A 17,946-nucleotide genomic window follows, 5' to 3' on the forward strand; every position below is an offset into this window, starting at 1 on the left:
GGCCCGCTCCCCCACCCGGCCACCCAACGACAGTGTATTCTATGGGTGGCCGGGTGGGGGAGCGGGCCGGTGCCGATTCAGCCTTGCTGAATACGACTTTAGCACGCGTTCCTGCGACCTTCGCACTTGCGAAACGAACCTCAATCGCTAGCGTGACGGCCATGGCGCTGATCGATCATTTCTTCACCCGCGCGGTGAAGCGCGGCGAGCTCACCGTCATCCATGCGGATGGCAGTGCGCGCAGTTTCGGATCGCCGGACGCAGACCTTATCCCGGTCACGATCCGCTTTACTGACCCGTCGGTCGCGCGGCGCATCCTTACCGATCCGGCACTGGGCGCGGCCGAAACCTTCATGGACGGGCGGCTGGTGATCGAGCGCGGCGACATCCTCGCGCTGCTGCGCCTGGTCACCGCGAACAACAAATGGGAGGATGCGACCGGAAACCTGGTGCCGGGCCCATTCAAGCGCGCGTTCGATAGCGTCCGCTTCCGACTCGACCGCATCAACATGGCGCGGCGGTCGAAGCGCAATGTCGCGCATCATTACGACCTGTCGGCGCGGCTCTATGACCTGTTCCTCGACGCCGATCGCCAATATTCGATGGCATATTTCACCGATCCGGCGAACAGCCTGGAACAGGCGCAGCTGGACAAGAAGGCGCATATCGCCGCCAAATTGGCGATCCAGCCGGGCATGACGGTGCTCGACATCGGGTGTGGCTGGGGCGGGATGGCGCTGTACCTGCACGAAAAGACCGGCGCCGAGGTGCTGGGCGTGACGCTGAGCGAGGAGCAGCTCAAGGTTGCGCGTGAGCGCGCCGAGGCGGCGGGCGTCGCGGGCAAGGTGCGGTTCGAGCTGATCGATTATCGCCACGTTACCGGTCAGTTCGACCGGATCGTGTCGGTCGGCATGTTCGAGCATGTCGGTCCGGCCCATTATAGCACCTTCTTTGCCAAATGCCGGGAGCTGCTGACGCCCAAAGGCGTCATGCTGCTGCACACGATCGGGCGCGCGGGCGGGCCGGGGGTGACCGATGCGTTCACCGCCAAATATATCTTCCCCGGCGGCTATATCCCGGCGCTGTCGGAGATTTTGCGCGGGCATGAAAATCTGCGCTTCTTCCTCACCGATGTCGAGGTGCTGCGGCTGCATTATGCGTACACGCTGCAGCATTGGTATGATCGCGCCACGGCGGCGCGCGACCAGATCGTCGCGCTGTATGATCAGCGCTTCTTCAACATGTGGTCCTATTATCTTGCCGGGTCGCTGGTGAGTTTCGAGAATGGCGGGCTGGTCAATTACCAGCTGCAGTATAGCCGGTCGCGCACCGCGCTGCCGATCACGCGCGATTACATCGCGGAGGACGAAGCGCGGCTGCGCGGCTGAGTTAGCGTGGCGAAACCGCTAGCTGGGTGTTGAGCTCGGCCTGTGTGAGCTTGCCATCGCCATCCTTGTCCGCCGCCGCGAACCACGCGTCCGCCGCCGCCCAGTCGGTGCGCGGCGCGGTCACTGCGGGGCGCGGCGCGCTGGCCTTGGCCGATTGGCGCGAGGCCTGATAGGTCGCCTCGGCGCTAGCCTCAAAATCGAACCGCGCGCGCACTTCGTCGCGCTCGATCGATCCGTCTTCGTTGAGGTCGAAATCCGCGAACCGGCCGGGATCCGTCGGATTGGGCTGAGTTTGGAGCGCCGACAGCGCGAGCAGCAGGGCGATCACCGCCGCCGCTCCTGCGCCGCCAGCCGACGACCGGTGGTCATCGTCTGGATCACGAACAGCAGGATCAGGACTGCGCCGATCGTTCCGACAAACAGATCAAAGCCCGAGACGCGGCCAAACAACCCGCGATCCGGTCCTAGTACCCACATCATCACGGTCATGCCGATCAGCATCAGGCGCAATTCGGTAGGTCCGGCGGCGAGATAGGACAGGCGGAGTTCGCCAACGACCCGCGCCGAGAGGAAGGCGTGGATCGACATGAGCAGATAGCCCGCCAGCGCGATCATCGCGACGTCCATCGTCACGAACGGGCTGAGCCCGATCCCCGCGACGATGAGGAGGTTGGCAAGGCCGTCGCAGCTATGGTCGATGAAATAGCCATAGGAGGGCCGCTCAATGCGGCGCCAGCGCGCCAGGCTGCCATCGAGCGAGTCGCCAAACCACTGCACCGCATAGCCGACCAGCGAAACGGTGAGCCAGGCGACGCCCCAATTGCTCGCGACATAGCCGAGGAACACCATCACCGCGCCGACCATCCCGGTTGCTGTCAGGATATCGGGCGTGATCGCGCGGGGCATGTGGGCGCACAGCCAGTTGAGGATGCGGCGCTCACCGGTGGCCAGCCAATTCTGCTGAATCCGGTCAAGTGCAGGCGGAGCCTGTCGCAGATCTGTCATAAATCCCTATCGCCCATGCGCGCGTGCGGGGCAATGCCGTGAATCGACGGAGTGCGTCCCGATTCAGCCAGTCCGAGCGGTGCCCCGCTCATGGGCGCGGATATTTGCTGTCCATATAGCTCAGCGCGTCGGAGGCGATCTCCTCCAGCACCGCCATGTCCACATCGGCCAGCTTCTTGATGTAGAGGCAGGACTTGCCGGTCTTGTGCTTGCCAAGCCGCGCGAGCTTCTCCGCTTCATCGGGTTCGCCGGTGAGGATGTAGAGGACTAGCTCGGCCTTGCGCGGCGAAAAGCCAAGGCGGCACATGTCGCCTTCGTGGCCGCTGTCATAGCGATAATGATAGCTGCCAAAACCGATGATCGATGGTCCCCACATTTTCGGGGGCTCTCCGGTGATGCGCTCGAGCATCGCGCAGACCCTCTTCGCGTCGTCGCGGCGGACAGGGTTTTCGACCGCGTCGATAAATGCGCCGACATCGACGGGGGTGGGCTTGGTCTTGATCTCCGCCACGGCATGACCTCGCTGGATTTTCGGCCAGTCTAACCGCACAGGGTGGCGATGCAATCGGCCCCGCTGACCCGTCGTTCGATCCTGGCGCAGGCCTGGCCGATCATGCTGGGGCAAACGACGGTGCCGCTGGTCGGGCTGGTCGATACCGCGGTGATCGGCTGGACCGGAGACGCGGCTGCGCTGGCCGGGGTGGCGCTGGGGACGGCGATCATCAGCTTCATCTTCTGGGCGTTCGGGTTCCTGCGCATGGGGATGACCGGGCTGACCGCGCAGGCGCATGGGCGCGGCGCGCGCGGGGAAGTCGACGGGCTGCTCGTGCGCGGGGTCGTGGCGGGGCTGGGGATCGGCGCGGTGCTGGTGGCGCTCCAGATCCTGCTGGTCCCTGCTGCCTTTGCCCTGCTGGCGGGTGGTGGCGCGCTGGACGCGGCGGCGCGGGAGTTTGTGACGGCGCGCTTCCTCGGGGCCCCCGCCGCGCTGGGCTTTTACGCGATCAATGGCTGGCTCTACGGGCTCGGCCGCACGCGCGAGACGCTGGTGCTCCAGATTTTGGTCAACCTCGTCAATGGCGTGCTGGATATCCTGTTCGTGTGGCAGTTCGACATGGGCGCGCGCGGCGTCGGCCTTGGCACCGCGATTGCCGAATGGGTCGGGCTGATCGCGGGGATCGTGCTGGTGGTGCGGATCGCAGGGGCGCGCACCGTGCTCGGCCAGCGTGCGGGTTTCTTTCACGGCAGCGCATGGCGGCGGCTGTTCGCGGTCAATGCCGATATCATGGTGCGCACCATCGCGCTGCTCGCCCTGTTCCTGTGGCTCGCCAATGCCGGGGCGCGGCTCGGCACCGTCCAGCTCGCCGCCAACCATGTGCTGATGCAACTGGTCAGCATCTTTGCCTTCGTCCTCGACGGATTCGCCTTCACCGCCGAATCGCGGGTGGGACAGGCGGTGGGGAGGCGCGCGAAGGGGGATTTGCTCCGCGCGATCCGGCTGACGGGGGAGTTCTCGCTTGGGTTCGGCCTGTTGGCGACGCTCGCCGCGCTATTCTTCGGCGGCGCGCTGATCGACCTGCTGACGACCAATGCGGAGGTGCGCGAGGCGGCCCGCGCCGTCCTCCCGCTTGCCGCGCTGGCCGCGATCGTCGGCGTCCCTGCCTGGCTGCTCGACGGGGTGTTCATCGGCGCGACGCAGGGGCGGGCGCTGCGCAACGCCGCGATCCTGGCGACGGCGCTCTACATCGCGACCGACCTGTTGCTGCGCCCGTTTGGTGCCACGGGACTGTGGTTGGCGCTGCTAGCGAGCTATGGGTTTCGCGCCGCCCTGCTCGCCATCCATTTGCCGCGGCTGTTCGCCGGTGTTGCGGAAGCCGCCCCCCGGACGTAGAGCGCCCGCAAATCGCGTTCAGGAGCTGAAGACATGGCCGACAAGATCAATCGTGTGGTGCTTGCCTATTCGGGCGGCCTCGACACCAGCGTGATCCTGAAATGGCTGCAGCAGGAATATCAGTGCGAGGTGGTGACCTTCACCGCCGACCTGGGGCAGGGCGAGGAGCTGGAGCCGGCGCGGCAAAAGGCGCTCAACGCCGGGGTGAAGCCCGAGCATATCTATATCGACGATCTGCGCGAGGAGTTCGTTCGCGATTTCGTGTTCCCGATGATGCGCGCCAATGCGCTGTATGAGGGGCTGTATCTGCTCGGCACCTCGATCGCGCGGCCGCTGATCAGCAAGCGGCTGATCGAGATCGCCAAGGAAGTCGGTGCGGACGCGGTCAGCCATGGCGCGACTGGCAAGGGCAATGATCAGGTCCGATTCGAACTGTCTGCCTATGCGCTCAACCCGGACATCAAGGTCATCGCGCCGTGGCGCGAATGGGACCTGACCAGCCGCACCAAGCTGATCGAATTTGCCGAGCAGCACCAGATCCAGGTGAGCAAGGACAAGCGCGGCGAAGCGCCGTTTTCGACCGACGCGAACCTGCTGCACACCTCTTCCGAGGGCAAGGTGCTGGAGGATCCGTGGGATGAAACCCCCGACTATGTCTATTCGCGCACGGTGAACCCCGAGGACGCGCCGGACTCGCCCGAATATATCACGATCGATTTCGAAAAGGGCGACGGCATCGCGTTGAACGGCGTGGCGATGTCGCCTGCGACGCTGCTGGCGGCGCTCAACGATCTGGGGCGCAAGCATGGCATTGGTCGGCTCGATCTGGTCGAGAACCGCTTCGTCGGGATGAAGTCGCGCGGCATGTACGAGACGCCCGGCGGCACCATCTATCATCTCGCGCATCGCGGGATCGAGAGCATCACGCTCGACCGCGGCGCCGCACACCTCAAGGACGAATGGGCGCCGCGCTATGCCGAGATGATCTATAACGGCTTCTGGTTCGCGCCCGAGCGCGAGATGATGCAGGCCGCGATCGACTATTCGCAGCAAAAGGTCGCCGGGACCGTGCGGCTGAAGCTCTATAAGGGCGGGGTCTATGTCGTCGGGCGCAAATCGCCTTACTCGCTCTACAGCGAAAAAGTTGTGACGTTCGAGGACGATCAGGGCGCGTACGACCAGCGCGACGCGGCGGGCTTTATCAAGCTCAACGCGCTGCGGCTGCGGTTGTTGGGGCGGCGGGGCCAGTAAGGGTCAGCAGCCATAAGTCGGGCGGGGCGCCGATGCGGACCGGCAATAGGCTGGTCCCGAGCCCCGCGCTGACCACGATCGTGCGGCCGCCTTCCCGGATCAGGCCGCACGCGAAACGGTCGCCATGGCGCGACATGGTGGCGGGCCGCCCGATCAGCGGCAGCGCGATCTGGCCGCAATGCGTATGGCCGGCGAGGATCAGCCCGAAGCGTCCCGCTAACTGGGGCACGATATCCGGTGAATGGCTGAGCGTCACCACCGGCCCCTTGAGCGGTGCGACGGCTTGGGCGAGTGCCGCCGGATCGGCGCGACCGGTGAAGTCGTCATCCGCCCCGGCGAGGATCAGTCCGGCGCGGCGGGTGACGCTGTTGCTCAGCACGGTAACATGATTGGCCTTCAGGGCGCGGTGGATGCCGGCGGTGCTGCGCCAGTGGTCGTGATTGCCGAGCACCGCGACCACGCCGAGCCGCGCGCGCAGACCGCCAAGCGGTGCAACGGCTTCAGCCTCGCTGTAGCGGTGCGTCGAGACGCGTTTGTCACTGACCAGATCGCCGGCGATCAGCACCAAGTCCGGCTTCAGCGCGTTCACCTGGGTGACGATCCGGGCAAGCTGTTCGGGCGGCATATCCGGTCCCGCGACATGGAGATCGCTGAGGAGTGCGACGTGCAGTGGCGCCTGTCCTTTGGGCCAATCCGCCATTTCGACGGTGGCGCGTCGGACAATCGGATCGCGCAACGCGCCCCAATAGCCATAGCCCGCCAGTGCAAGGCCGAGAAACAGGCCGAACAGGAGGATGCGCTTCATTCGCCGAGCCTAGCCGCAGGGGCGGGGTTCGCAATGACGCTCGACGAAATTTAACCGGGATGGGATAGCGAGTGCCCATGGGGGCGGGGCGATCCACGGTTTGGCGGGATAACGCGATGGCGGCGGGGCTGGCGCTGCTGCTCGCTGCCGTGTGGGCGTGGCGGGACTGGGCGGCGCTGTCGGTGCTGCGGCTACCCGATACCGATGATGTGATGCGGTTGCAGCAGATTCGCGACTGGCTGGGTGGCCAGGGGTTTGGCGATCTGGCGCAGCATCGGCTGGGCGCGGCGGGGCTGGAGATGCACTGGTCGCGGTTGCCCGATCTGGTGCCCGGGGCGATCATTGCGATCCTGACGCCGGTCGCGGGTGCGCAGGTGGCGGAGCTGGTCGCCGTGATCCTGTGGCCGCTGCTGTTGTTCGGCGCCGCACTGATGTTGATCGCGGCGATTGCGCGGCGACTGGCGGTTTCGGCGCCGGTGGCGGTGATCGTCGCGGCGCTGGCCTATCCGGCGAGCGCGCTGTTTCTGCCCGGGCGGATCGATCATCATGGGCTGCAGCTGGTGTTGCTGCTCGTCCTCGTCCGCGCCGTGATTAGCCCCGACGGGTGGCGTAGCGGCGTTGCGGCGGGTGCGGCGAGTGTTGCGTCGCTGGCAGTGGGGATGGAGACTGCACCGTTTCTGGCATTGGGTGGCGCGGTGCTGGCGCTGCGCTGGGTCGCAGACGGGGCAGGGGAGCGGCTTCGTCTGCTGGGCTATGGTGCATCGCTGGTCGCCGGGCTAGCGCTGGCGGCATTTCTGTTTCGGACGAGCGGGTGGGGTGTCGCGACCTGCGATGCGTTCGCTGCGCCGTTGTGGCGGGCGGCGCAGGTGGCGGCGGTTGCGCCGCTCGCGCTGGCGCTTTCCGGACGCTGGCTTGGCACGCTTCGGACGCGGCTGGTTGCCGCCGTTGCTTTGAGTGGCGTCGCGACAGCCGTCGCGCTCACGCTCTCGCCTGCGTGCCTGTCGCCCTATGGCGGGGTCGATCCGTTGCTGGAGCGGCTGTGGCTGAGCCGGGTGGCGGAGGCGCAGCCGCTGTTTGACGCGCCGCTGGATCATGCGATCGGCTATGTCGGGTTGGCGCTGGCGGGGCTGGCCGCGACATACTGGCAGTGGTGGCGGACGCGCGGCACGGGCTGGGCGGTGCTGGCCGGGTTCCAGCTTGCCGCATTGGCGCTGGCACTGGTTCAGTTGCGCGGCATCTATGCCGGGACGCTGCTCGCCGCGCCGGGATTGGCGGCGTTGATCGCCTGCGCGCGCGAGCGGGGCGCATTGGCGTTGGCGGGGGCTTGGATCGCGTCGGCAGGGTTCTTCTATCCGGCGCTGGGTGGGCTGGTCGCTCCACCGATGCCCGCTGCGACGTGCGATGGCGGGGCGGTGCTGGCACAGCTTGGCGCGCAGCCGACCGGGACGCTCGCCGCGCCGATCGACTTGGGCGCCTATGCACTGGCCGAGACGCGGCACCGCGTGCTTGCCGCGCCCTACCATCGCAATGCGCAGGACAATCTGGCGGTCTATCGGCTGATCGACCTGCCGGTTGGCGCGGCGCGGGCGGAGGCGAAGCGGTTGCGGATCGACTTGATCGCGACATGCGGCGGGGCGTGGGACGAGCTGGGCGCGCCGCCCGCCGGATCGCTGCGCGCCGCGTTGCGGGCGGGGACGCCGCCGGAGTGGCTGACCCCGGTTGCCCCGGGCGCGAGCGTCTATCGGGTGGCGCGATGACCGGGCGTTGGTGGGAACGCCGGTGGTTTTTTGCCGCCGCAATGCTGCTCGCGGCGCTGCCATTGCTGTGGCCCGCCGTGCCGCCGTTGACCGATCTGCCCGGCCATATCGGGCGGTATCGCGTGATGCTCGGCGACGAGGCGGCCTTGCTCGACCGTTATTATGCGTTCGAGTGGCGACTGGTCGGCAATCTGGGTGTCGACCTGCTGGTCGCCGCGCTGGCGCGGCTGATGGGGCTGGAACCAGCGGTGAAGCTGGTGGTGATCGCGATCCCGGTGCTGACCACCGGCGCGCTGCTCTGGCTCAGCCGCGAGTTGACCGGGCGGGTGAGCCCATGGGCGCTGTTCGCGCTGCCGCTGGCTTACGGCTACCCGTTTCAGTTCGGGTTCGTGAATTACTGCTTCGGCATGGCGCTGGCGCTCGGCGGCTGGGCGTTCTGGCTAAGGCTGGGCAGACTGAATCGGATCGGCGTGCGCGCAGCGGTGTTCGTGCCGTTCGGGCTGGTCGTGTGGACCTGCCATGCGATGGGCTGGGCGATGCTAGGCCTGTTCGTCTTTGCGGGCGAATGGGCTGTGCGGGCCAAGGACCGGAAGATCCTGCGCGCTGCATTCGACGCCGCCATCGCGTCGCTTCCACTTGCGCCGCCAGTTCTCGCGATGCTGGCCTGGCAAGGGGGAGGCGCACCTGCGGACACGGGTCGCTTCTTCGACCTGGTCGCCAAGCTGAAGGGGCTAGGGAGCGTGCTGCGCGACCGCTGGATCTGGCTCGACCTGCCCGCATTGCTGGTGATCGTGATGGCAATCTATGCCGGTATCCGGGGGCAAGCGGGGCGGTTCGCGCCGCAGGCAGCGGCGGCGGCTGGACTGACCGTGCTCGCCTTCCTGCTGCTGCCGTTCACGCTGCTCGGTTCGGCCTATGCCGATCTGCGCCTGCTCCCCTTTGCCTTTGCCGTGGCGCTGGCGGGGCTGACCCCACGCGAGGGTGCGCCAGTTCGTATCATCGCGCTCGGAGGCCTCGCATTTTTCATCGTCCGCACGCTCGGCACGACTGTGAGCTTCGCGTTCTACGATGTGGACTGGCGGCGCGAGCTTGCCGCGCTCGATGCTCTGCCGCGTGACGCGCGGGTGTTCGCGCTGGTCGGTGACGGCTGCGACCAGCCCTGGGCGCATAGCCGCCGCACGCATCTTCCCGCCTTTGCCACGGCGCGGCGTGGCGCGTTCGCCAACGATCAATGGCGGATGGAGGGCGCGCCGTTGCTGCGGGTGACGCTTCCGCTCGGCTATTTCGGGCATGATCCGTCGCAGATTTCGGTGGTGCAGGCATGCCCGCACGACCCCAACCTCCTCCCGCGTGAACGGGCGCTCGCGGCCTTTCCGCGCGATGCCTTCACCCATGTCTGGCTGATCGAGGCGCCGACGTCGCCGCGGGCGCTGCGCGGCCTGACGCCCGTCTGGAAACAGGACGGTTCGGCGCTCTATGCGATCGACCGTGCGGCAAGCCGCTTGCCCGCAGGTCCGCCGCCGCAGTAAAGGCGGTCGGATGCAGGGGGAAAATCCGACCGAGATGCCACGCTGGTGGCAGACGCGCTGGTTCGTGCTGTTCGCGGCGATCGCGGCGGCGATCCCGTTGCTGTGGCCGGATATCCCTCCGCAGGTCGACCTGCCCGGCCATATGGCGCGGTATCGCGTCCAGCTGAGCCATGAAGCGGTGCCGTGGCTCAAAGATTGGTATAACTTCGAGTGGAGCCTGATCGGCAATCTTGGGCTCGACCTGCTGATCATCCCGCTCGAGCCGATCTTCGGGCTGGAGCTCGCGGTCAAGCTGATCGTCATCACCATTCCGGTGCTGACCGTCACCGGCTTGCTGTGGATCGCGCGCGAGGTGCATGGGCGCATCCCGGCAACCGCGCTGTTCGCACTGCCGCTGGCCTATAATTACGCCTTCCATTTCGGGTTCGCCAATTTCGCGCTGTCGATGGCGCTGGCGCTCAACGCCTTCGCGCTGTGGCTGCGGCTGGCGCGGATGGGCAAGGTGCGGTTGCGCGCGGTGCTGTTCGTGCCGATCGGCATGCTGATCTGGGTGACCCATACTTTTGGCTGGGGCACGCTGGGCGTGCTGTGCTTTGCCGCCGAGCTGATCCGCCAGCACGATATGCGCGGGCCGCGCACTGGCCATTGGCGGGATAACTTCGTGCAGAGCTGGGTCGTGCCGTGGTTCATGGCGGGCATCCACTGCCTGTCGCTGGTCCCAGCCGCGGTGCTGATGCTGATGTGGCGCAGCGCGGGTGATGTCAGCGGCGTCACCGGTGACTGGTTCAACTGGCGCGCCAAGATCTGGTGGGTGATGATGGTGCTGCGCGATCGGTGGCAGCTGTTCGACATCGCCTGTCTCGGCGTGCTGTTCCTGGTGCTGCTCAAGGGGCTGCGCGATCCGAACATCGAATATTCGCGGCATCTGGGCATTTCGGCGCTGTTCCTGATCGCGGTCTTCATCCTGCTGCCGCGCGTGGTGTTCGGCTCGGCCTATGCCGATATGCGGCTCGCGCCCTACATGATTGCGATTGCGGTGATCGCACTGCGGCCCAAGCCCGGCATGACGATCCGCGGCGCGAGCGTGCTGGCGATGGCGGGACTGGCCTTCTTCCTCGTCCGCATGGGGACGACAACCTACAGCAACTATCTCTACGACAAGTCGTATGACCGCGAATTGAAGGCGCTGGAGCATGTGCCGGAGGGGGCGCGGCTGCTGAGCTTTGTCGGGGAGACCTGCTACAACGAATGGACGATGACGCGGCTCCAGCATCTGCCCGGCATGGCGATGGTGCGGCGGCTGGCCTATACCAATGACCAATGGTCGATGGCGGGGGGGCAACTGCTCACGGTGCGCTACAAGCAGGCGCGCGGGTTCAGCCATGACCCGTCACAGATCGTCACCGACACCAAATGCCCGCGCGAATGGTGGCGGCCCGTGGCGGTCAGCCTCGCGCGCTTCCCGCGCCATGCCTATGACTATCTGTGGGTGATCAGCCCGCCGCCCTACGACAAACGGCTTGAGGCGGGGCTGATCCCGGTGTGGCGCGACGGGAACAGCGCGCTGTTCAAGATCGACCATGGCCAGCCGGCGGCGGTACTCAACCCCGACGATCTCGGTCCCTATCGCAGCCAGATCCAGAAGGTGCGCGAGTTTCTGGAACGCGACAAGAAAAAGCAGATGGAAGCGTGGGAGCGCGCGAAGAAGGAGGCTTAGCCGCCCCTTTTGAATGGCGTCAGTTCGCCCAGAAATTCCTGCTCCTGCGCCACCGCCTCGCGCTCGCGCGCGAGATACTCCTCGATCGCGCGGCGAAAGCCTGGATCGGGAATATAATGCGCCGACCAGGTGGTGACGGGGACATAGCCGCGTGCCAGCTTGTGCTCGCCCTGCGCGCCAGCCTCAACCCGCGGTAGTCCGCGCGCAATCGCCGCCTCGATCGCCTGATAATAGCAGAGCTCGAAATGAAGGAACGGCACGTCCTCGACGCAGCCCCAATAGCGGCCATAAAGCGCATCGCCGCCGATCAGGTTGAGCGCCCCGGCGATCGGCCGCCCGTCGCGCTCGGCGAACATCAGCAGCAACCGGTCGCCCATCGCCGCGCTCAGCAGCGAGAAGAAGGCGCGGGTGAGATAAGGGCGGCCCCATTTGCGGCTGCCGGTATCCTGGTAGAACACCCAGAACGCGTCCCAATGCGCCTCGGTGATCTCCGTGCCAGTGAGGTGCCGGATCGTCAGCCCTTCGACTACGCGCTCACGTTCCTTGCGGATCGCCTTGCGCTTGCGGGAGGACAGGTCGGAGAGGAAGGCATCGAAATCGGCATAGTCGCGATTGTGCCAGTGGAATTGTGTGCCTGCGCGCGCAAGCCACCCGGCCTGCTCGAACAGCGGCAGCTGGGCTTCATCGACGAAGGTCGCATGCGCCGAAGACAGGCGGTTAGCGTCGGTCAGCGCCGCGATCCCGGCGATAAGCGCCGGCGCCAGTGCCGGATCTCGCAGCAACAGGCGGGGGCCGGGGACGGGGGTGAAGGGGACGGCGACCTGAATCTTGGGGTAATAGCGCCCGCCCGCGCGCTCCCAGGCATCGGCCCAGGCGTGGTCGAACACATATTCGCCCTGGCTGTGACTCTTGGCATAGGCGGGGGCGATGGCGGCGGGGATGCCGTTTGTGTCCTCGATCACGATCGGGAGCGATTGCCAGCCCGTCGCCGGTCCGACCGACCCCGAAGCTTCGAGTGCGGACAGGAAGGTGTGACTCAGAAACGGATTGCTGTCGCCCGCGCACGCATCCCAGTGCGCCGCCGGGATCGACGCGACTCCTTCGGCGATGCGGGCTGAAATGGGTTCCGGCACGCGCTGTATCTAGGGCGCATCCTCCAGTCCGCCAACCGGCGTTTCGCTGCGTACGCCCGCGACGCTGCCGATGCGGTCGCCCTTGCTGCTGCGGAAGTGGAGCACCTGTTGCGGGAACGGGATTTCGATACCGTGTTCCTGAAACTTGACCCACAGGCGATTGAGCACGTCGCTCTTCACATTGCCGACCCCGCCTTCGGGATCGCTGATCCAGGCGAGGATCTCATGCTCCAGTGCATAGTCGCCGAACGAGGTCATCCAGACATTGGGGCGGGGCGATTGCAGGACGCGCGGGCTTTCCAGCGCGGCCTCGAGCATCAGTTTCTGCGCGAGCTTGACGTCGGATTCATAGGCGATGCCGACCGGGATGCGGACGCGGACATTGCGGTCCGAAAAGGACCAGTTCTCCACCTCCTGCGTCATCAGATTCTCGTTCGGAATCAGATGTTCCTCGCCGTCGCGGGTGATGACGCTGACCGCGCGCACGCCGATCTTGTTGACCCAGCCAAAGCTGTCGCCGACCACGATGACGTCGCCCGGCTTGATCGATCGGTCCATGAGCAGGATGATGCCGGCGATCAGGTTGCCGACCGTCTTTTGCAGGCCGAAACCGACCGCGAGGCCCATCGCGCCCGAGAAGACGGCGAAGCTGGTCAGGTCGATCCCGAGCAGGTCGATGCCGAAGAAGAACACGACCACGATGACCGCGATGCTCGCCAGCTTCTGCACCAGCAGCTTTTGCGTCGCGTCGAACCCGCGTGCCTGCGCGATCGAATGGGCGATGACCCGGTTGGCGAGCCGTGCCGCGGCGTAGAGCGCGATCGCCGTGATCAGGATCGTGACGACGGCGAGCAGCGAGATGCGCCGTGTGCCGACATCCATGCCGATCCGGTCGAGCGTGCCGGTAATGACGTTGAACCCGCCGATCGCGTGGCTGAGGATCGCGGCGAACACTGCCGTCGCCGCCGCCCAGGCGCTCCAGCGTGGCATGTGCAGCCCGCGCATGAAAACCAGCATCGTCATCGCGCTGGCCGATGCGAGGGCAAAGCCGAGTTCCGCCCGCGCAAGCGCCGCCCAGGGCCAGGCATTAAGCGCAATCGCGAGCAGCAGCGCCGCGCTGCCGTGGCGGACCAGTGCGCCCATGCGGTGCGCCAGCCCTTCGACATGATTGCCGACGCGCGCTTGCCAGAACGCCGCGATCGGCGGTCCGAGCCTGCGCCCGGCGAGCCACCCGGCGGCGAGCGCAAGGATCGCGATGCCGCCGGCAACGGCTGCTTCGACCAGGTCGGGCGCGGTCGGCGCGCCAAAGCCGCTTTCGGCGAGCCAGCTGGCAAGGGCTGGCGGGATCATATCGCCGCCCGGAAACGGTCGAGACCGGCGGCGAGGTCGGCGATCAAGTCGGCGGGATCCTCCAGCCCGATCTGCAGCCGTACGGCGAGCCCTTCGGCCTCCCAGCGGGTGACGGTACGGTGGCGCTGCGGGTCGATCGGGATCGCCAGGCTCTCGAACCCGCCCCAGCTATAGCCGATGCCGAACAGCTCCAGCCCGTCGATCAGCGCGGCGCGCGCCGCTTCGGTCCCGCCGTTGAGGACGAAGCTGAACAGCCCCGACGCGCCCTTGAAGTCGCGCAGGAACAACTCATGGCCGGGGCAGGAGGGCAGAGCGGGGTGGAGGACGCGCGCAACCTCGGGCCGCGTCTCCAGCCAGCGCGCGATCTCCAGCGCAGCAGCGCCGTGATGCTTGAGCCGCACCGCCATGGTGCGCATCCCGCGCGCGCCGAGCCAGGCATCGTCGGGGCTGGCGGTCTGGCCGAGCGCGAAGCTGGTGTCGCGGAGTTTTTCCCAATGTGCTGGCGCGGCGGTGACGCTGCCGAGCATCACGTCGCTGTGGCCGACGATATATTTGGTGCAGGCAAGGATCGACAGGTCGACACCGCGTTCGATCACCGGGAACAGCAGCGGCGTCGCCCAGGTATTGTCGATCAGCGTCGTCACCCCGCGGGCCTTGGCGGCGGCGACGATGGCGGGGACGTCCTGTAACTCAAAGGTTAGGCTGCCGGGGCTTTCCATCAGGATCGCGCGGGTTTTGTCGCCGATCAGCTCGGCAATGCCGCCGCCAATCATCGGATCGTAAAAGCGCGTCGTTACCCCGAAGCGCGCGAGAAAGCCGTTCGCGAAGCTGCGCGTCGGATCATAGGCGCTGTCGGGGAGCAGCAGCTCGTCGCCCGGCGAGAGCACGCTCAGCAGCGCGGCGGAGACTGCGGCGACGCCGGATGGGTAGAGGAAGGTTGCCTCCGCCCCCGGTTCGAGTTCGGTCAGTGCCTCGGCGAGGCTCCACTGGGTCGGTGTGCCGCGTCGGCCGTAGAACAGCCGGTGGTGGGTGTCGCGCCCGCCCGCCGCACGCATATCGGCAACAGTGTCGTAGAGGATGGTTGAGGCGCGCCACACCGGCGGGCTGACGATCCCCTGTGTCCATTCGGGCCGGCGTCCCGCCCCGACAACCTTTGTGCCGTTACCCTTGCTGTCGTCCGTGCCGCTCATGCAGCTCCCTTTGCCTTGGGCGTGTCGGGGTCTGCGCCCCATTCGCTCCAGCTTCCGTCATAGAGTGCGGCGCGATGTCCCAACAGATGCAGCGCGAACGCTGGCACCGCTGCGGTGATCCCCGATCCGCAGGTGGTGATGACCGGTCGCTCGACCTCGATCCCCTCCGCCTCGAACAGCGCGCGCAGCGTGGCGACGTGCTTCCACGTGCCGTCCGGATTGAAGAATTCGGAATAGGGCAGGTTGGCGCTGCCGGGGATATGGCCGGGCTCGACGCCCGGGCGCGGCTCGGGCTCGCTCCCGGCAAAGCGCGTGGCGGAGCGCGCGTCCACCAACTGCGCCGCGCGGCTTTCGATGTTGGCGCGGATTTGCGCGATGGTCCGCACCCCGCCGGGGTCGAATGCTGCAGTCAGGATGCGCGGCGCGGGGGAGACACCACCGATTTCGATGGGCTGCCCCTCGGCCCGCCATTTGGCGAAGCCGCCATCAAGGATCGCGGTGGCGATGCCGAAGCTGCGGAACATCCACCAGGCGCGGGCCGCCGTGTGGTGCGGGGCATTGTCGTAGAGGATGATGCGGTCGCCATCACCCACGCCCAGCGCGCCGACCTGCGCCGCGAATTGCTCCGCCGAGGGCAGCATCGTCGGCAGCGGGCTGGCGCGGTCGGCGATGGCGTTGATGTCGAAATATGCCGCGCCGGGGATGTGCGCCGACGCAAACTCCGCCACCGCGTCGCGCGGCTCGCCCGGCAGGAACCAGGTGGCGTCGAGGATACGGAGGTCGGGGTCGCCGAGATGTTCGGCAAGCCAGTGCGTCGAAACGAGTGAGTTCATTGCTCCAGCCTAGCCTTCATCCAGCCCGGCGAGAAATGCTTTCGCCTGCACCCGCAGCGCGCGTTGCGTGTCTGCGTCCATCCGGTCCCAGTTGCGGTACTGCATGGCGAGCCGCTGGTTGGTCCCCAGCTTCTCGCGATTGCGCACGAGGAAGTCCCAATAGAGTGCGTTGAACGGGCATGCCTTGGGGCCGGTGCGCGCCTTCACGTCATAGCGGCAATGCCCACAATAATCGGACATGCGGTCGATATAGGCGCCCGACGACGCATAGGGTTTCGATTCCAGCAATCCGCCATCGCCGAACTGGCTCATTCCCAGCGTGTTTGGCGCCTCGACCCATTCATAGGCATCGGCATAGACTTCGAGATACCAGCGCTGAACGTCGGCGGGATCGGCACCGATCAGCAGCGCGAAATTGCCCGTCACCATCAACCGCTGGATATGATGGGCATAGGCATTCTGCAGCGTCTGACCGATCGCCTGCGCCATGCAGTGCATGTCGGTCTTACCAGTCCAGTAGAAGCCGGGGAGGGGGCGCTTTGCTTCCAGGAAGTTGCGCGACGTATAGTCCGGCCCCTCGCGCCAATAGATGCCGCGCACATATTCGCGCCAGCCGATGATCTGGCGGATAAAGCCCTCGGCGGCGTTGAGCGGGGTGTGGCCGCCGCGGTACGACGCCTCGACCCGGCGGCACAGATCGAGCGGATCGAGCAGTCCGCAATTGATGTAGGGCGACAGCAGCGAGTGCCACAGGAACGGCACGTCGGTCAGCATCGCGTCCTGATAATCGCCGAATTGCGGCAGGGCATAGCGCAGGAAATGCGCGCGCTGCCGCTCGGCATCTTGCGCCGTCACCGCAAAGTCGAACCCGTCCAGCGTTCCGGGATGATCGGCAAAGCGGTCGGCGACTAGAGCGATCACCTCCTGCGTCAGATCATCCGGCGCAAACGATAGCGGCTGCGGCATGGTGAGGTCGCGCGCGGCGGGTTTGCGGTTTTCCTTGTCGAAATTCCATTGGCCGCCCTCCGGCTCGCCGCCTTGGGTGAGCAGCAGGCCGGTCTTGCGCCGCATTTCGCGGTAGAAGAATTCCATGCGCAGCTGCTTGCGGCCATCGGCCCAGGCGTCGAACTCGGCATGGCTGGCGATGAAGCGATCTTCTTCGCGGATCTCCACGGGCATTTCGAACTTGTCCGGCCACAGCTCCATGCCGTGCCGCACGCGCCACTCGCCGGCTTCAGTGGCGACGATGCGCGCGGGGCGGTGGCGTTCGATCGCGCGGGCGACTTCGCCAGTCAGGCTGCCGCTGTTGTCGGGGTCATCCAGGCGGACATAATCGACCTGCCATCCGGCATTGCGCAATGCTTGAGCATGATGGCGCATCGCGGCGAACAGGAACGCGATCTTCTTCTTGTGATGGCGGACATAGGTCGCTTCCTCCTCGACCTCCATCATCAGGATCACGCTGCTGTCCGGGTCGGCATTCCGCAACGCCGACAGGCCGGGCGAGAGCTGGTCGCCCAGGACCGGTATCAGCGTGTCGATCCCCCGTTTCATTTCCGCAACGCCTTTCCTACATCGCGCGGTATGACACCCAAATTCCTAGGCCAGACCAGCGCGCTCCCCGCATCGCCCGAAGAGGCGGTGCTCGATTATGTTCCCAACCCGCGTCCGGGAAGCGATTATCTCGTCCGGTTCGTCTCGCCCGAGTTCACCTCGCTCTGCCCGATCACGGCGGCGCCGGACTTCGCGCATCTGGTGATCGATTATGTGCCGGGGGACACGATCGTCGAATCCAAGTCGCTCAAACTCTTTCTCGGCAGCTTTCGCAACCATGGCGCATACCACGAGGATTGCACGGTCGGGATCGGCCAGCGGTTGTTCGATGAAATGAAGCCGAAATGGCTGCGCATCGGCGGTTATTGGTATCCGCGCGGTGGCATTCCGATCGACGTGTTCTGGCAGTCGGGCGAGCAGCCGGCGGGCGTGTGGATTCCGGCGCAGGACGTGCCGGGCTATCGCGGACGCGGCTGAGCCCGATTTCGCGATGTTGCAATGCAGCATCGATGCAACCATAGTGTCACGATAACGTTTGGAGATCGC

General features: G+C 66.3%; 16 protein-coding genes. 7 read left to right on the forward strand and 9 right to left on the reverse strand.

Annotated features, from left to right (window positions below; genetic code table 11):
• Positions 1-161 precede the first annotated feature (161 nt).
• Positions 162-1,388, forward strand: a complete 1,227-nt coding sequence (locus tag KYX69_RS18150; RefSeq protein ID WP_300499826.1) for a cyclopropane-fatty-acyl-phospholipid synthase family protein — start codon at positions 162-164, stop codon at positions 1,386-1,388.
• Between the two features lies 1 nt (position 1,389).
• On the opposite strand, the gene KYX69_RS18155 is transcribed toward KYX69_RS18150, so the two are convergent.
• The 3 genes from KYX69_RS18155 to KYX69_RS18165 all read right to left on the reverse strand — a co-directional run bounded on the left by KYX69_RS18155 (position 1,390) and on the right by KYX69_RS18165 (position 2,904).
• Positions 1,390-1,716: a hypothetical protein gene (locus KYX69_RS18155; RefSeq protein WP_300499829.1), complete on the reverse strand. Its 327-nt coding sequence runs from the start codon at positions 1,714-1,716 to the stop codon at positions 1,390-1,392.
• Positions 1,713-2,393, reverse strand: a complete 681-nt coding sequence (locus KYX69_RS18160) for a CDP-alcohol phosphatidyltransferase family protein (RefSeq protein WP_300499832.1) — start codon at positions 2,391-2,393, stop codon at positions 1,713-1,715. The genes KYX69_RS18155 and KYX69_RS18160 overlap by 4 nt, the downstream gene beginning before the upstream one ends.
• Positions 2,394-2,481: 88 nt before the next feature.
• Positions 2,482-2,904 carry a DUF1801 domain-containing protein gene (locus KYX69_RS18165; protein ID WP_300499834.1) on the reverse strand — a complete coding sequence of 141 codons (423 nt, stop codon included), beginning with the start codon at positions 2,902-2,904 and terminating at the stop codon, positions 2,482-2,484.
• A 48-nt stretch (positions 2,905-2,952) separates the two neighbouring features.
• On the opposite strand from KYX69_RS18165, the gene KYX69_RS18170 reads away from it, so the two are divergent.
• A complete protein-coding gene (locus KYX69_RS18170; RefSeq protein ID WP_300499837.1) occupies positions 2,953-4,281 on the forward strand; it encodes an MATE family efflux transporter in 1,329 nt (442 codons plus the stop codon).
• A 33-nt stretch (positions 4,282-4,314) separates the two neighbouring features.
• Positions 4,315-5,532, forward strand: coding sequence for an argininosuccinate synthase (locus KYX69_RS18175; RefSeq protein WP_300499840.1), 1,218 nt, complete (start codon positions 4,315-4,317; stop codon positions 5,530-5,532).
• Here KYX69_RS18175 and KYX69_RS18180 read toward each other — a convergent pair.
• The gene (locus KYX69_RS18180; RefSeq protein ID WP_300499843.1) at positions 5,489-6,337 is read right to left on the reverse strand and encodes a metallophosphoesterase; all 849 of its coding nucleotides are present in this window, start codon (positions 6,335-6,337) and stop codon (positions 5,489-5,491) included. The genes KYX69_RS18175 and KYX69_RS18180 overlap by 44 nt on opposite strands.
• 116 nt (positions 6,338-6,453) lie before the next feature.
• On the opposite strand from KYX69_RS18180, the gene KYX69_RS18185 reads away from it, so the two are divergent.
• Genes KYX69_RS18185 through KYX69_RS18195 form a run of 3 tightly spaced genes read left to right on the forward strand, consistent with a single transcriptional unit; the run spans position 6,454 to position 11,340 of the window.
• Complete coding sequence (locus tag KYX69_RS18185) at positions 6,454-8,094, forward strand: hypothetical protein (protein ID WP_300499846.1); 1,641 nt, start codon at positions 6,454-6,456, stop codon at positions 8,092-8,094.
• A complete protein-coding gene (locus tag KYX69_RS18190; RefSeq protein WP_300499849.1) occupies positions 8,091-9,623 on the forward strand; it encodes a hypothetical protein in 1,533 nt (510 codons plus the stop codon). Before KYX69_RS18185 ends, KYX69_RS18190 begins: the two co-directional genes overlap by 4 nt.
• A gap of 10 nt (positions 9,624-9,633) precedes the next feature.
• Positions 9,634-11,340 (forward strand): hypothetical protein, encoded by a 1,707-nt coding sequence (locus KYX69_RS18195; RefSeq protein ID WP_300499852.1) that lies wholly within the window; start codon positions 9,634-9,636, stop codon positions 11,338-11,340.
• Here the strand turns inward: KYX69_RS18195 and KYX69_RS18200 are convergent.
• Genes KYX69_RS18200 through KYX69_RS18220 form a run of 5 tightly spaced genes read right to left on the reverse strand, consistent with a single transcriptional unit; the run spans position 11,337 to position 17,400 of the window.
• Positions 11,337-12,473: a GNAT family N-acetyltransferase gene (locus tag KYX69_RS18200; RefSeq protein WP_300499854.1), complete on the reverse strand. Its 1,137-nt coding sequence runs from the start codon at positions 12,471-12,473 to the stop codon at positions 11,337-11,339. The two genes, KYX69_RS18195 and KYX69_RS18200, sit on opposite strands and share 4 nt — an antisense overlap.
• Before the next feature lie 9 nt (positions 12,474-12,482).
• Positions 12,483-13,823, reverse strand: a complete 1,341-nt coding sequence (locus KYX69_RS18205; protein ID WP_300499857.1) for a mechanosensitive ion channel domain-containing protein — start codon at positions 13,821-13,823, stop codon at positions 12,483-12,485.
• Positions 13,820-15,013: a cystathionine beta-lyase gene (gene metC, locus KYX69_RS18210; RefSeq protein WP_300499859.1), complete on the reverse strand. Its 1,194-nt coding sequence runs from the start codon at positions 15,011-15,013 to the stop codon at positions 13,820-13,822. The genes KYX69_RS18205 and metC overlap by 4 nt, the downstream gene beginning before the upstream one ends.
• The gene (gene sseA / locus KYX69_RS18215) at positions 15,010-15,846 is read right to left on the reverse strand and encodes a 3-mercaptopyruvate sulfurtransferase (RefSeq protein ID WP_300499862.1); all 837 of its coding nucleotides are present in this window, start codon (positions 15,844-15,846) and stop codon (positions 15,010-15,012) included. The genes metC and sseA overlap by 4 nt, the downstream gene beginning before the upstream one ends.
• A gap of 9 nt (positions 15,847-15,855) precedes the next feature.
• Positions 15,856-17,400: a cryptochrome/photolyase family protein gene (locus tag KYX69_RS18220; protein ID WP_300499865.1), complete on the reverse strand. Its 1,545-nt coding sequence runs from the start codon at positions 17,398-17,400 to the stop codon at positions 15,856-15,858.
• Positions 17,401-17,430: 30 nt separating this feature from the next.
• Between KYX69_RS18220 and queF the strand changes: the two genes are divergently transcribed.
• A complete protein-coding gene (gene queF, locus KYX69_RS18225) occupies positions 17,431-17,877 on the forward strand; it encodes a preQ(1) synthase (protein ID WP_066661776.1) in 447 nt (148 codons plus the stop codon).
• Positions 17,878-17,946: the final 69 nt, after the last annotated feature.

It is taken from the genome of Sphingomonas sp., from assembly GCF_030145815.1.
In the GTDB taxonomy this organism is placed as follows: Bacteria; Pseudomonadota; Alphaproteobacteria; order Sphingomonadales; family Sphingomonadaceae; genus Sphingomonas.